At 65.9% G+C, this 14,633-nt stretch carries 10 protein-coding genes; 2 read left to right on the top strand and 8 right to left on the bottom strand.

Annotated features, from left to right (window positions below):
• Positions 1 to 25: 25 nt before the first annotated feature.
• The 7 genes from GGR48_RS05660 to GGR48_RS05630 all read right to left on the bottom strand — a co-directional run bounded on the left by GGR48_RS05660 (position 26) and on the right by GGR48_RS05630 (position 10,310).
• A complete protein-coding gene (locus tag GGR48_RS05660) occupies positions 26 to 613 on the bottom strand; it encodes a DNA-3-methyladenine glycosylase (RefSeq protein WP_183950902.1) in 588 nt (195 codons plus the stop codon).
• Positions 610 to 3,006, bottom strand: coding sequence for a malto-oligosyltrehalose synthase (treY, locus tag GGR48_RS05655; RefSeq protein ID WP_183950901.1), 2,397 nt, complete (start codon positions 3,004 to 3,006; stop codon positions 610 to 612). Before treY ends, GGR48_RS05660 begins: the two co-directional genes overlap by 4 nt.
• Positions 3,007 to 3,029: 23 nt before the next feature.
• Complete coding sequence (malQ, locus tag GGR48_RS05650; RefSeq protein ID WP_183950900.1) at positions 3,030 to 4,925, bottom strand: 4-alpha-glucanotransferase; 1,896 nt, start codon at positions 4,923 to 4,925, stop codon at positions 3,030 to 3,032.
• Positions 4,922 to 6,616, bottom strand: a complete 1,695-nt coding sequence (gene treZ / locus GGR48_RS05645; protein ID WP_183950899.1) for a malto-oligosyltrehalose trehalohydrolase — start codon at positions 6,614 to 6,616, stop codon at positions 4,922 to 4,924. The genes malQ and treZ overlap by 4 nt, the downstream gene beginning before the upstream one ends.
• On the bottom strand, positions 6,613 to 8,715 hold the full coding sequence (gene glgX / locus GGR48_RS05640) for a glycogen debranching protein GlgX (protein WP_183950898.1): 2,103 nt from the start codon (positions 8,713 to 8,715) through the stop codon (positions 6,613 to 6,615). Before glgX ends, treZ begins: the two co-directional genes overlap by 4 nt.
• A gap of 105 nt (positions 8,716 to 8,820) precedes the next feature.
• Positions 8,821 to 9,081, bottom strand: coding sequence for a DUF2934 domain-containing protein (locus GGR48_RS05635; protein WP_183950897.1), 261 nt, complete (start codon positions 9,079 to 9,081; stop codon positions 8,821 to 8,823).
• A 95-nt stretch (positions 9,082 to 9,176) separates the two neighbouring features.
• Complete coding sequence (locus tag GGR48_RS05630; RefSeq protein ID WP_183950896.1) at positions 9,177 to 10,310, bottom strand: Gfo/Idh/MocA family protein; 1,134 nt, start codon at positions 10,308 to 10,310, stop codon at positions 9,177 to 9,179.
• A gap of 148 nt (positions 10,311 to 10,458) precedes the next feature.
• Here GGR48_RS05630 and GGR48_RS05625 point away from each other — a divergent pair, with 148 nt between their 5' ends.
• On the top strand, positions 10,459 to 12,264 hold the full coding sequence (locus tag GGR48_RS05625) for a glycoside hydrolase family 15 protein (protein WP_183950895.1): 1,806 nt from the start codon (positions 10,459 to 10,461) through the stop codon (positions 12,262 to 12,264).
• Between the two features lie 45 nt (positions 12,265 to 12,309).
• A complete protein-coding gene (locus GGR48_RS05620; protein WP_183950894.1) occupies positions 12,310 to 14,358 on the top strand; it encodes a hybrid sensor histidine kinase/response regulator in 2,049 nt (682 codons plus the stop codon).
• Here the strand turns inward: GGR48_RS05620 and GGR48_RS05615 are convergent, their stop codons facing one another.
• Positions 14,359 to 14,631: a DUF1488 family protein gene (locus tag GGR48_RS05615; protein WP_183950893.1), complete on the bottom strand. Its 273-nt coding sequence runs from the start codon at positions 14,629 to 14,631 to the stop codon at positions 14,359 to 14,361.
• Positions 14,632 to 14,633: the final 2 nt, after the last annotated feature.

Here is a 14,633-nt window from a genome sequence, read left to right as displayed (position 1 = left end):
TGCTGCAACGCGGCGCGATGATCGATTATTCTTGCTGCGACGCGGAAGAATTAGTCGAAAACGCTTTGCTGAGCCAGGGCGAGCCGGCCCATCCGAAGCGGCGCGGGCGATCGGCGGCGCGGGTGATGCCGATACGCGGCCCGATGACGATGGGCGGCATGACGACCGGTCGTTCCAATTCGAACGGGGGCTGGGTGAGGGTGGCACCGTCACAGGCAAGATCGATGCCCAGCGCTTGGCACAAACGCCCCGGCCCGGCGCACAGGTCCCGCTCGCGCATCGCCATGCCCCGCCGCTCACGCATCCGCTCGATGCCATGACGCGGTTCGATCGCGCGGATCAGCACGGCGCTTCCCGGCACGCCGCACACGATGTTGAGGCAATGATGCAGCCCGTAGATTCGATAGACATAGGCATGCCCGACGGGGCCGAACATCGCCGCATTGCGCGCGGTCCTGCCCGCAAAACTATGCGATGCCGGGTCGGCGGCGTCATAGGCCTCGGTCTCGACGATCACGCCGCCGACGCCCTCGCACCGCAAGGTCGCACCGATCAGACCGCGCGCGACCTGATCCACATCCTGCGTGTAGAAGTCGGGCGGCAATGCCCTCACGAGGTGAGGTCGATCCGATGCCAGAAACTGCCATCAGCCAGCATTTCGGCGACGGGGTGTGGCTCGTCATCGATCATGACCCGCGTATCGCGCCAATCGATCCGGTTGCCCTCGGTGAGTAACGGCCACAGCCGCAACCCGACGACGACGGTCAACACCGCGCCTTCGTGCGTCCGGCGAAAGGCGAGGACGCGGTCCTTGCCATGGCCCGTGACGGCGAGGGGTTGGTAATCGCCTTCTTCGAACAGCGCCGGGTGCTCGCGCCGCGCGGCCAGCAGCCCGGCGAGCAACGCCATCTTGGCGTCGCGGCCACCCGCAAGCGCGGCTTCCCGCGCGGGATAGTCGACCGGCCGGCGATTATCCGGATCGACCAGGCTCAGATCGGCCAATTCCGTTCCCTGATAGCAGTCGGGGACACCTGGCACGGTGTAGCGCAAACCCAGTTGTGCCAGCGTGTTCGCGGTCGCAGCGGGTGCAATGGCCTTCAACAATGAGGACAGACCTTCGCGAAAGGCACGGCCTTCGCTGCCGATGATCAGCGTCTTGGCCAGTGCGTTGCAGCGCTCTTCATAGTCGGTGTCCGGCTGCTCCCAGGACGACCGCAGCTTGCCTTCGCGCAACGCCTTTTCCTGCCAGGCGGCGACCCGCTCGACAAAGTCCTCGGCCGCGTCCGATCCCGGCCACGCCCCGACCAGCGTCTGGATCAGCATGTACCAGTCGGCCGGATCGACGCCCTCGGACAGTCCCAACGTCTCGGTCCGCCAGCGTTCCACTATCGCGCGCCATTCGTCGGGCATGGCGCTCAGCACCGCGAGCCGGGCGCGGACATCCTCGCCGCGTTTGTGATCATGGGTCGCGGTGGTCAGCATCGCACGCGGGAAGCGTTCGGCGCGGCCGATCATCCGGTCATGAAACTCCGCGATGGGCAGGCTCATGCGGCCGGCGTCGAAGCCGACATCGTTGCGCGAGAGCAGGACGCCGTGCCGGTAGAAGGCGGTGTCCTCCACCGCCTTGGCCGCGATCGGTGCCGACAATTGCTGGAAGCGGCGCACCGCCTCCGCGCGCAGCGCCGTGTCGCCGGGGCCGTCGCCCGACAACCAGGTCAGCACCTGATCGACGACAAAGGCCTCACCCGGCGGAATGAACCGCTCGACCCGGTCGCGCGCCTGCTGACGGATCGCCCCATCGGACTCCGGCGCGTCGGGACCGTAGGTGCGGTACACCGGAAATACCCAGAGCAGGCGCTCGATCGCCCGACGAAGCATCGGCGTCGTGATCGCGCCGTCGAGGTCGGGCGCGGATGCCGTCAGGGCCGCGAACGACGCGACGCATCCCTCTAACTGGCCCGCGAACTGCCAGGCGAGCAGGTCCTGCCGTGCCTGCAACTCCTCCGGCGCGAAATCGGCGGACCGACCGCTGATCTGCGCCCACAGGTCGGCAAGTGGCCGCGTGCCCTCGGGGGCGTGGAGCAGGGCGGATACCTCCTCCATGAAGTCGTAGCCGCTGGTGCCGTCGATACCCCAATCGGTGCCCATCGGCTCGTCGGCGGCGAGGATTTTCTCGATAACGATATAGGCTCGGTTGCCGTCCTCGCGCGGGATGGCGTCGAACCGGGCGCGCAGCTTGCGGCAATAGCCGACCGGGTCGGTCAGCCCGTCGACATGATCGATCCGCACACCGTCGATCAGGCCCTCGGCATAGAGGCGGAAATAGAGCGCGTGGGTTTCCTCGAACACCGCGTCGTCCTCGACCCGCAGGCCGGCCAGCTCGTTGATCGTGAAGAAACGCCGCCAGTTGAGTTCGTCATTGGACACGCGCCACGAGGCCAAGCGGTAATGCTGTCGCTCCAGTAATGCTGCGATTGGTGTGGTCTCCGCGTCCGCCTGATCCTCGTCGCGGATCGGCAGGCGATGCTCGCCATAAGCGACGATCTCGGCGCGGTCGTTCTGACGTTCGACCGCGATCTGTCCATCGGCGAGCGTTTCAGACAGTGGTGCTCCCAGGATCGGCAGGACGAGCTTTCGCGACCAGTCGATGTCGAAGAACTTGGCATAGGCGCTGTCCGGCCCATGGGTCAGCACGTCGTTCCACCAGCGATTGCCCCCGCCGGCGACGCCCATGTGATTGGGTACGATGTCGATGATGACACCCATGCCGCGCGCCCGCGCCGCTTCGGCAAGCGAACGGAACGCCGCCTCGCCACCCAGCTCGGGATTGATCCGGGTGGGGTCGATCACGTCATAACCGTGCGTCGAACCCGCCGCCGCCGTGGTGATCGGCGAGGCATAGACGTGACTGATCCCGAGCCGATCGAGATAGGGCAGCAACGCCTCGGCCTGGGCGAAGGGAAAGTCCTTGTGAAACTGAAAGCGATAGGTGGCGCGCGGCGTCATGGACGGCGTCCTTCGATAAAGGGTCAGCGGGCGTTGAGCGTGGCGATGCGGGTGGCGACCACCGGGTCGGCGAACGCTGCGTCCAGCGTGTCGGGCAGGCGGCGGCGCCAGTTGGGATGCTCGTTGATGGTGCCGGGCAGATTGGGCTGCTCGACCAGGCCGAGAAGGTCCTCGGCGGGGATGATCGCGAGCGGGCAGGGGGAGGATGCGACCGCCGCGATGGCCGCGTCGACGACGGGGGCGGCCTCTTGTGGCATCGGACCATCGCCGATCTTGTCCCACAGCCGCGACCGCTCGTCGGCCCGTTCATCCTGCTGATCGGAGGAGACGGACTTGCCGGCGATCTTCGCGCGCCATTCCAGATCGCGGCCCTGCCACCAACCGGCGACCGTGGCGATGTCATGCGTGGCGGTCATCGCGATGGCGTCGGCGGACCAGTCTTGGGACGGAACGAAGTCGCCCTCCGCATCGCGTTCGAAGGGTAGGACCCGCATGCCCAGCATCCCGGCATCGGCCATCACGTCGCGAAAGCCGGGCGGGACGGTGCCCAGATCCTCACCGATCACGATCGCGCCGCGCCCGTCATTGGCGCGGTGCGCTTCGATCTTCAGGATGCGCAGCATGTGATCGAATGGCATGGTCAGATACGCGCCCTGATCCGCCGTCCGCCCTTCGGGAATGACCCATAGCCGCCCCAGGCCCAGCGCATGGTCGATCCGTACCCCGCCCGCATGCGCCAGGATTGCGCGCAGCGTGCCGATGAAGGACGCGAAACCCTGCCGACGCAGCGCGAAGGGCGACAGCGCGGTGATACCCCAATTCTGACCATCGGGACCGAGCGGATCAGGCGGCGCGCCGATCGACAGGCCGGTCAGCACGTCCTGCGGCCTGCTCCAGCTGTCGGCGCCGTCACCGGCCACGCCGATGGCGAGGTCGGCGATCAGGCCGATCGCCATGCTCGCGTCTCGTGCGGCATCCGCCGCCCGCGCCAATCCCCTATCGGCGTGCCACTGGGCAAAGGCATGGAAGGCGACCGCATCCGCATGATCCGCAACGAACTCGCGCACGGCCTCGCCCGTCGGATCATGAAATTCGTCGGGCCATTGCCGCCACCCGCTCGCGCCGTTCCGAGCCAGGAAATAGCTGTGCAACGCATCGAAGACCGCCTGCGCCTGCAGCCGTTCGCCTTGCGCTTCGCGCCATTCGGCAAAAGTCGCGCGGTCGGCATCGGACAGCCGGTCATAGACGATGCGCAGGTCGCGCATCCGATCGGGTGCGGCGGTGCTCCAGTCGATCAGTTCCTCGGCTTCGGTCACCGGCTCATCGGCGGGCGCCAGCCATGCGTTGCGGAACAGCCGGCTGGACGGCGCATAGGGGCTGAACCGGCTGGCGTCGGCCGGGAACAGCGCATGGACCGGGCTGATCGCGACGGCTGCGGCACCGGCGCGGCCCAGCGTCGCGGCCGCTTGGGCGAGGCTGGCGAAATCGCCATAGGCGCCGTGGCCCTCTCGCAATGACGGAATCTGGACGGCACTTCCCCAATGCCGCCCCGCCGGTGGGGAAGGACAGCGCAACGGAGCGATGGCGACCGTCAGTTCACGATCGTCCTGCCGAAGGTGGTGGTAGCCGGGCATGGCTATGCCGGTCAGGCAGACGCGATCGTCATCCTCAGAAAGGGTGACCGGACGAATGTCTCCGCTTTCGAGCCGCAATTCGGCCGGCCCGGTCCGCCAACCTGACGGCAGCACAACGATGCCGCCCATATCGGCCGACACGAAGCGCTCCTCTATGGCATCGTCGTCGAGGCAGGCGAGAATGGCTTCCAGCGCTTCGTCGGAGACGATTTGGTCCTCGCCCTTGGCATCCTGCCACTGGCGGATCAGCCCGGCCGCCTCGGCGCGATCGTGCAGATCGCTCATGGCGCGATCCAGGCGGCGAAGCGATCGCCTTCGCGGTGGATCAACGTGCCCTCCTCGGCGCCGCGCGGGGCGGGGGTGTCGCCCAGATCGATATGGATGGTGAGCGTCGCGCCATCGGCCATCCGCCAGCGCGCCTTGACCGCCGCCGCGCCGGTCGCCTCCGCCGCGATGCCGATGGCGCCCTTCAGACGGGGCACGATATGCACCTGCCGCAGCATCAGCAATTCGCGGTACAGCGCGCGCCATTCGCCCGCCTCGGGGCCGGGCTGGGGGATCGAGGCATCGAAGGTCGCCTTGGCGTTGGGATCGGGTATGCGTTCGCGCGCCGCTTCGTCGGCAAAGGCCTCGAACTTCGCGAATTCCTTGCGCCGGCCCTCTCGGACGGCGTCGGCGAGGTCGTCGTGAAAGTCGGTGAAGAACAGGAAGGGGCTGTCGCTGCCTTCGTCCTCACCCATGAACAACAACGGGATTTGCGGCCCCAGCAGCAACAGGGCGGTCGCCGCCCGCAGCCGCTCGCGATCGGTCAGCCGGATCAGCCGCTCGCCCATCGCCCGGTTGCCGACCTGGTCATGGTTCTGGAGAAAGGCGACGAAGGCGGTGCTGGGCAGATGGCCCGACGGTTTGCCTCGCGTCGCCCCGTCGTGGTTGGCCGAGCCTTCACCCTGATAGATGAAGCCTTCCTTCAGACACCGGGCCAGCCGCTCGGCCGGACGATCGGCGAAGTCGCCATAATAGGCGCTCGTCTCACCGGTCAGCAGGACGTGCAAAACATTGTGGAAGTCGTCATTCCACTGCGCGTCATAGCGTTCGGGCGTCAACCGTTCAGCGTCGTTCTTTTCGTTTTCCAAGACCAGATGCACATGCCGTTCGGGCAGCGCCTGGCGAATTTCGTGCGCCATCCGGTCGAGAAAGCCGTCTTTGGCGATCGCATGGACGGCGTCGAAGCGCAGCCCGTCGATGCGATAATCGCGCAGCCACATCAGCGCGTTGTCGACGAAGAAGCGGTGCACCGGATCGGCATCGACCGCGACTGCGCCGCCCCAGGGGGTATGGACATCCTTGTGGAAGAAGGCGCCGGCATAGGCGTTCAGATAATTCCCGTCCGGTCCGAAATGATTATAGACCACATCGAGGAAGACCGAGATGCCGAGCATGTGCGCGGTATCGACCAGCGTCTTCAATTCCGCCGGCGAGCCATAGCTTTCGGCGACGGCATAGGGCAGCACGCCGTCATAGCCCCAGTTGCGGGTCCCGCCGAAGGCGTTGACCGGCATCAGCTCGATCGCAGTGATCCCAGCTGCCGCCATGCCCGCCAGCCGGTCGCGAATACCGGCAAAACCGCCCAGCGTTCCCGCATGGACCTCCAGCAGTACCGTCTCTTCCCACGGCCGCCCGCGCCATTCGGTCGCGCTCCAGGCAAAGGCGTGGTCGAGCACGACGCTCCAGCCATGGACGCCGCCCGATTGCAACCGCGACGCCGGATCGGGCACCGCCAGGTCCGCGTCCAAGCGGAACCGGTAGCGGGTGCCAGCACCCGCAGCGGCGTCGACGACGAACCAGCCATCCTCGCTGCGCGACATCGGCACGGACACACCGCCGTCGATTTCGAGGGTGACGGCATCGCGGTCCGGCGCCCAGAGCCGGAACCGCGTCGTGCCGTCATCCCTCAGTTCGGGTCCCCAGTGCGTCATGACGCGATCGCATCATGCCAGGTGATCAGGACGGCGCTTTGCGGGCCGACCTCATAGGTATCGCCGATCGCGATCTCGCCCTGTTCCGGCTTGGCGCTGTCGATCAGGACGGTGCGGTCGTTATGGGGCGGGGGCAGGGTGAAGGTGATCGGATCGGCCGAGGCGTTGAGCAACAGCGACACCGCCTCGATCCGGTCGTCCTCGGTCTTGCTCGCGCGGCGCATCATCAGGGCGCGACCTTCAGGGTTGTTCCAGTCATCCGCGCTGAGCTGATTGCCCCGCTCGTCCCACCATTCGATGTCATTGACGCCCTGGCCCGGCGTGTCCTGGCCGTAAAGGAAGTGCGGTGCGCGCAATACCTGATAGCGGCGGCGCAGTTCGGCGAGCCGCGCGGTGAAGGCGATCATCGCCTCGCCGTCCTCGGACGCGGCGGCGTTCCAGTCGAGCCAGCTGATCTCGTTATCCTGGCAATAGGCGTTGTTGTTGCCATGCTGGGTCCGGCCGAACTCGTCGCCGGCGACGATCATCGGCGTACCGAGCGAGGCCATCAGCGTCGTCATCATCGACCGCATCACGCGGCCGCGTGCCGCCTTGATATTCTCGTCGTCGGTCGGCCCCTCCGCGCCCCAGTTGCGCGAGTAGTTCTCGGAATGGCCGTCGCGATTGTCTTCCTTGTTCGCCTCGTTGTGGCGCTGTTCGTACATGACCGTATCGGCCAGCGTGTAGCCGTCATGCGCGGCGAGCATGTTGAGACTGGCCCAGGGACGCCGGGCGCGCCGGTCGAACAGGTCGCCGGACCCCGACAGGCGCGCGGCGAGATCGCCCCGCTGGCCGGGATCGCCGCGCCAGTATTTGCGCACTGTGTCGCGATACTTGTCGTTCCATTCCGAAAAGCCGGGCGGGAAATTGCCCAGCTCATAACCGCCGGGGCCGACATCCCATGGCTCGGTCAGCAGCTTCAACCGGCCGAGCACGGGGTCCTGACGCAGCACGTCGAAAAAGGCCGCGCCGGGATCGAAGCCATCTGCTTCGCGACCCAGCGTCAGCCCCAGGTCGAAACGGAAGCCGTCGATGCCGAAGCTGGTCGCCCAGTAACGCAGCGAGTCCGCCACCATCTGGATCACGCGCGCCTTGGACAGGTTCAGCGTGTTGCCGGTGCCGGTGTCGTTGATCGTATAGCGCGGCTGATCCTGGACCAGCCGGTAATAGCTGGCATTGTCCAACCCGCGCCAGGACAGCGTCGGGCCTTTCTCCGACCCTTCGCAGGTATGGTTGTAGACGACGTCGAGTATCACCTCGATCCCCGCCTTGTGCAGGCGGTGCACCGCGCGGCGCAGTTCGTCCTGGGTGTCGGTCGCGAAATAGGCCTGTTCGGGGGCGAAGAAGCCGAGCGTGTTATAGCCCCAGTAATTGCGCAGGCCCTTTTCCTGCAGGAAACGGTCCTGGGTGAAGCTGTGGATCGGCAGCAGTTCGATCGCTGTAACGCCGATGCGCTTCAGATGCTTGATGACCGCCGGATGGCCGAGCCCGGCATAGGTGCCCCGTTCGCGCGGCGGCACCAGTTCCATCAGCTTGGTCAGCCCCTTGACGTGCGCTTCATAGATGACGGTTTCGGACCAGGGCGTGTTGGGCTTCACGTCGCGCGACCAGTCGAAATGGTCGTCGACGACCACCGCCTTGGGCATGGCGGCGGCGCTGTCGCGCTTGTCGAAGCTCAGATCCTCCTTCTTGGACCGGATCTGATAGCCGTGCAGCGCATCGGTCCACTTGATCTCGCCGAACAGCTTGCGCGCATAGGGGTCTAGCAGCAGCTTGTTCGGATTGAAGCGGTGCCCCGCCTCCGGCTCATAGGGACCATGCGCGCGGTAGCCATAGAGGAGCCCGGGGCCGACATCGGGCAGATAGCCGTGCCACACCTCGTCGGTGCATTCGGGCAGCGTGAAGCGCTTCAGCTCGCGCTTCCCGTTGGCGTCGAACAGGCATAGTTCGATCCGGTCGGCATTGGCCGAAAAGACGGCGAAATTCACCCCTTCGCCATCGAACGTCGCCCCCAGCGGATGGGGCGAGCCGGCAAGAATCCGATCGGGCAATGCGGTCAAGTGACATCTCCGGCAAAAGTCGGTGGAAGACCATGCGTGGTTGAAGTTCGAAATGTGCGGTAATCGCCCGGATGGCTGGTGGGAGGTCGCCATCCGGGCGATGGGTCAGGCCTTGCTGGCGCGCGGCTTTCTGGTCTTTGGTTTCACGGTGACCCCATCATCCTGGATCGTCGCGGGAGCGGCCTTGCGGCGGGCGGGAGCCGGTTTGACCTCGGCGTCCGCCGTCGTCGGCTCCTCCGCCTCGCCTGTTTCGCGCAACTGCCGTTCAGCCAGTTCCCAATGGTCGCGATCGCGGCCATGTGGTTCGCCCTCGGCCTGCCAGATGTCATAGGCACGTTGGCGAAGCTGCTCTTCCCGTTGATCCACCGTCTTCTCCCTGTCGTGACATGATGTATGTCATCGCCAGCCTAACGATTGATGGGGTCGTTCCGCTCCCGTAAAAATCGCCTGATCGGCATCAATCACGAACCGGTGGGCGACTTGGCCTTGACCGGCTCGGGGGCGCTGACGGCCGACAGGGTCTGGCGCTGGCTTTCGGTGTCGATCCGGCGGGTGCGGGTGAAGGGGGGCAGCTCGACCCGGCTCTTGGTCTCCATCGCCTTCATGATGCCTTCGATCACGCGGAGGTCGGACAGGCCTTCCTCGGCATCGGGCTCCGGATCGCGGTCGTTCAGGATGCAGTCCGAGAAATAACGCATCTCGCCGCCGAACTGGTCGGTGTGCTTGAACGTCTCGTGGGTCTGCTTGTCACCGATGGTCAGATTGTGCTCGATTCCCGACTGGAAGCCATAGGCCGGGCTCATATGGATCGACCCCTTCATGCCCGCGATGATCAGGCTGTCGACATTGTTCATCGCATAGCTGACGGTGAAGCTCGCCAGCCGGTCGCCCGGCATGCGCAGCACCACCGCGAAGGTATCGTCCAGATCGCCGAGACCTGCGCTGGGCTGGCGCGTCGCGACCGCGCTTTCGACCGCGACGGGCTCGGCCCCGAAGAGATAGCGGATGGCGTTGATCGGATAGGGTGCCATGTCGAACAGCGGCCCGGCCTCCAGCCCGTGCTTGGCGCGGTGATTGTCGGGATCGAGCTTTTGGCCGAAGCAGGAGGTGAACGCGACCAGTTCGCCCAGTTCGCCGTTGCGGATCTTCTCGATCGCGGCGAGCGTGCCCGGTTCGAAATGCAGGCGATAGGCAGTCATCAGCTTGGCGCTGGACCGCTTCTCGGCATCCTGGATCGCACGCGATTTCTCGACCGAAATCTCCAGCGGCTTTTCGCACAGCACATGGATGCCGGCCTCCAGCGCGGGGATGGCGAATTCGGCGTGACGCCAGTTGGGCGTCGCCAGATAGATCGCATCGCAGACGCCGGCGGTCAGCAGCTTGTCGAACTCGTTATAGGAATAGACATGCTCGACACCGTATTTCGCGGCCAGCGCGCTGCCCTTCTCTGCGTCGCCCGTGACGATGGCGGTCAGTTCGGAATTGCCGGTATGCTTGATGCCCGGAAGCATCGCCGACTGGGTGATATCGCCGGCACCCACGACCGCATAGCGGACCTTCTTCGTGCCGAATCCAAGTGCCGATGCCAGGCTCATCCTATTGCTCCGATGTCTTCTTAACGGCTGCTGCAACGCGCAAAACTCAGGAAGGTCCCACGGAGACTTCGACCTTTTGATGAGTTGTCTGCGCAAGTTTCAGGACGATAACCTGGATCACGATCCCTAAAGCGGAGCGCGCGCCCTCGTGACATTGCCCGACCAGCATCCCGATCCGCTCCCCGACGCCGACGGCTTTCTCGACCTGGAAAATTACGCGGCGCTGGGCGACGGGCGCAGCGTCGCGCTCAGCGGCGCGGACGGCGCGATCGACTGGTGGTGTGTTCCCAATATGGACTCGCCGCCCCTGTTCGACCGGTTGCTGGACGGCGAGCGTGGGGGGAGCTTTTCGATCACGCCGGTCGAGCCGTTCACCGTCGAGCGCCGCTATCGACCAAGCAGCAATGTGCTGGAAACGGTGTTCACCACTGCCTCGGGCCGCGCCAAGCTGGTCGAGTCGCTGAACAGCGGCACCGCCGGGCGGCTGCCCTGGGCGGAGCTGGCGCGGCGGGTGGAGGGGCTGGACGGCTTCGTCCGCTTCGCCATCACGCTGCGTTTCAGTCGGCGGGCGGATACGGTCAGCCCCTATTTCGCGCCGGCCGGCGGGCACAATGTCTTCCATGTCGACCGGGTGCTGGGCGTGTTCCGCCACTGTGGGCATGTGACGATCGATAGCGTCGAGGACGGGCTGGTCACCGCCCATGCCAATGTCGGCCCCGGCGACCGGGCGCGGATCGCGATCATCGCTGGAGAGGACGAACCGCTGGTCTGTCAGGACATCGAGCAGATCGACGAGCGGATCGACCTGTCGGATGCCGAATGGCGGCAATGGGCCGAACGGCTGAAGGTCCCCGACGCGCAGCGCGACCGGGTGCTGCGCAACGCACTGGCATTGAAGCTGCTGCTCTACTCGCCGACCGGCGCGATCACGGCGGCGGCGACGACCTCGCTTCCGGAAGGGATCGGCGGGTCCAAGAATTACGACTATCGTTATGCCTGGGTCCGCGATGCCGGCTATACGATCAAGGCGTTCCTGCGCATCGCCGCTCATGCCGAGGCCAAGGCGGCCTTTACCTGGCTGCTCAAGCGGCTGGGGGAGGCGGAGCCGCAGGTCTGTTACACGTTGAACGGCGAACCGGTGCCGCCCGAAAAGGAGATCGCGGTCAGCGGCTATCGCCAGTCGCGCCCCGTCAGGGTCGGCAATCTGGCCGGCGGACAGCACCAGCACGGCATTTACGGCGACATTTTCGAGACGGCGAGCCGGTTCGTCGCCTGCGGCAATTTCCTCGATGGTGCCAGCGCCGAGACACTGTCGCATCTGGCGGATGCCTGCGCCGACCGCTGGCGACAGCCCGATGCCGGCATCTGGGAACTGCCCGAGGAACGCCACTATACCATGTCGAAGATCAGCTGCTGGCAGGCGCTGGCGCGCGCGGTCGAGCTGGCGGATCAGGGGCAGATCCCGACGACCTGCCGCGACCGCTGGGCGCGCGAGCGCGACCGGGTGGAGGCATGGATCGGCGAACATTGCTGGTCGGAGGAACGCGGCGCCTATCTGATGCATCCGGACAGCGACGCGCTCGACGCCAGTCTCGCGCTGGCGGTCCGCTTTCGGTTCGACGGGCAGGACCGTCTCGCGCGGACGCTGGATGCGATCGACCGCGAACTGGGCAAGGGGGCGTTCCATTATCGCTATTCGGGCGTCGACAAGGAGGAGGCCTGCTTCCTCGCCTGCACCTTCTGGATGATCGAGGCACGCGCGCTGCTGGGGCAGCAGGAGGCCGCGCAGGCGGCGTTCGATGCCGCGACCGAGGCCCTCGATAGCCGGGGCGCCGGGCTCTATGCCGAGATGATCGATCCGGAAACCGGGCATTATCTGGGCAACATGCCGCAAGGCCTGACCCATCTGGCGGTCATCCAGGCCGCTGTGACGCTGTGCGGGGAGGAATTGTGACGCCATCGGTGGCGGAGCGTTCCGCACATTGCTAACAGCCGGCCGATGACGGCCGAAAAGCTCCCCCCGCAATTGGCATTCCTCGAAGGGGGCGGCGCGGCCACGCAACTGATCCTCGATCGGGACTGGACCGATCACCCCTTCGGTCCGCCTGAAACATGGCCCGACGCCTTTCGCATCGCGCTGAGCCTGGTTCTGAACTCGCCGGAGTCGATGATCCTGGCCTGGGGGCCGGACCTGCATTTCTTCTTCAATGAGACCTATTTCCCGCTGCTCGGCCCCCGCCTGTCCTGGGCGATGGGCGCAAGGTTCGACGAGGTCTGGGCCGAGGCGCTGGATCAGGCGCGGCCGATCATCGACGATGCGCTGGCCGGGCGGACGCAGCGTTTCGTCGACCTGCCCTGGAAGCTCGGCACCGACCGGGGCGAAGCGCTGACCTATTGGACCTTTTCCTATTCGCGCGTCCTCGATGCGATGGGTGGGGTGGCCGGCCTGTTCATCTTCACCAACGAGACGACGGCGCGTGTGGTGGCCGATGCGGCGCTGCACGACAGCCAGGCGCAATTGTCCGACGCGCTGGAGGAGTTGCGCGCGCTCAACGTCACCCTCGAACAGCGTGTCGTCGAGCGGACCGCCGAGCGCGACCGGATGTGGGATGTCTCCCCCGACCTTCTGACCGTGGTCGATCAGGATGGGCGCATCCACCGGGCCAATCCCGCATGGCGTGATCTGTTGGGCTATGGTGCCGAGGCGCTGCTCGGTGTTTCGATCATGGATTTCATCCATGACGACGACCTGCCCGTCGCGCAGCGGGCGCTGTCGCGGTCGCTGGAGGGCCGCGTGGCGCGCAACGAAGTGCGGATGCGTCATGCCGACGGCCATCACGAATGGATCTCCTGGGTCGGCGCCGCCCATGGTTGCGAGGTGTTCGCGGTCGGTCGCCACATCACCCAGCAAAAGGCGGCCGAGGACGCGCTGCGCCAGACCGAAGAGCAATTGCGTCAGGCGCAAAAGCTGGAAGCGATCGGCCAGTTGACCGGTGGGGTCGCGCATGACTTCAACAATCTGCTCACCGTCATTCGCGGCTCGATCGATCTGCTCCGCCGCGACGATTTCTCGGCCGAACGCCGCCAGCGTCAGATCAATGCCATCGCCGATGCCGCCGACCGCGCCGCCAAATTGACCGCGCAGCTGCTGGCGTTCGCGCGGCGGCAACCGCTGACGCCCGAGATCATCGATGTCGGCGCCAGCATCCTGACCCTGACCGACATGATTCATACCCTGTCGGGCCCGGGCATCAGGCTCGTCATCGAACAGCCCGAAATACCGTGCTTCGCCCATGTCGATCGCAGCCAGCTCGACACCGCCATCGTCAACATGGCGGTCAACGCGCGGGACGCGATGGCGGGGCAGGGGACGCTGACCATCCGCATCGCACCCGCCATCGGTCCGTACGGGACGGATCAGGTGCACATCGCCATCACGGATACCGGAGAGGGCATCCCGGCCGACCGGCTCGAACAGATTTTCGAGCCCTTCTTCACCACCAAGCAACTGGGTGCGGGCACCGGGCTGGGGCTGAGCCAGGTGTTCGGCTTCGCGCGCCAATCCGGCGGCGACGTCCGGGTCGTCAGCCAGCCGGGACAGGGCGCGACCTTCACGCTGATCCTGCCGCAAAGCCATGGCCAGCCCAGCGTCGACAACGGGCTGCGCGCGATCGACATGGCCAAGCGATCGGACCTCTGCGTCCTGATCGTCGAGGACAATATCGAGGTGGGTCAATTCGCCGTGGAGGCGCTACGGACGCTGGGCTGTCGCACGGTGATCGCCACCAACGCCGCGATGGCGATGGAGGAGCTGAAGGCTGATGCCGCCCGCTTCGACCTCGTCTTCTCGGATGTCATGATGCCCGGCCAGTCCGGCATCGACTTCGCCCACGACATCGCCCGGACATATCCGGACCTGCGGATCCTGCTGACCAGCGGCTATAGCCAGGTGATCGCCGACGAGGGCAGCCATGGCTTCGCCCTGCTGCGCAAGCCCTATACCCTCGCCGAGCTTGCGCAGCAGATCGATCGCCTGTTCGGCGGCTGATCAGTCGAGATCATTCTCGCTGACGACGACCAGCGACTGCTCCATATCGCGGCCGAGCGCGGTCAGCGCCGCCTCTAGGATGTCGTCCGAATAGCGTTCGAACAGCTCCAGGGCGTCGTCGTCGGGCACGTCGCCGCTCAGCGCTTCGAGGACGTCATACTGGACGGCGAACTGATATTCCTCGCCTTCGATCTCGCCGACGAACTCGACCTGCTTGTCGGCGACATTATCCTCCAGCGTACCCTTCACCACCGTCAACGCGTCGTCCGCCATGA

It is taken from the genome of Sphingomonas pseudosanguinis, assembly GCF_014196255.1.
In the GTDB taxonomy this organism is placed as follows: domain Bacteria; phylum Pseudomonadota; class Alphaproteobacteria; order Sphingomonadales; family Sphingomonadaceae; genus Sphingomonas; species Sphingomonas pseudosanguinis.
This window is presented reverse-complemented; position numbering and strand designations above follow the sequence as displayed.

Excerpts from the sequence above, each read along its gene's own strand:
- treY (WP_183950901.1), bottom strand. The coding sequence starts at position 3,006 with ATGACGCCGCGCGCCACCTATCGCTTTCAGTTTCACAAGGACTTTCCC.
- malQ (WP_183950900.1), bottom strand. The coding sequence starts at position 4,925 with ATGAGCGATCTGCACGATCGCGCCGAGGCGGCCGGGCTGATCCGCCAG.
- treZ (WP_183950899.1), bottom strand. The coding sequence starts at position 6,616 with ATGACGCACTGGGGACCCGAACTGAGGGATGACGGCACGACGCGGTTC.
- GGR48_RS05630 (WP_183950896.1), bottom strand. The coding sequence starts at position 10,310 with ATGAGCCTGGCATCGGCACTTGGATTCGGCACGAAGAAGGTCCGCTAT.
- GGR48_RS05620 (WP_183950894.1), top strand. The coding sequence starts at position 12,310 with ATGACGGCCGAAAAGCTCCCCCCGCAATTGGCATTCCTCGAAGGGGGC.
- GGR48_RS05615 (WP_183950893.1), bottom strand. The coding sequence starts at position 14,631 with ATGGCGGACGACGCGTTGACGGTGGTGAAGGGTACGCTGGAGGATAAT.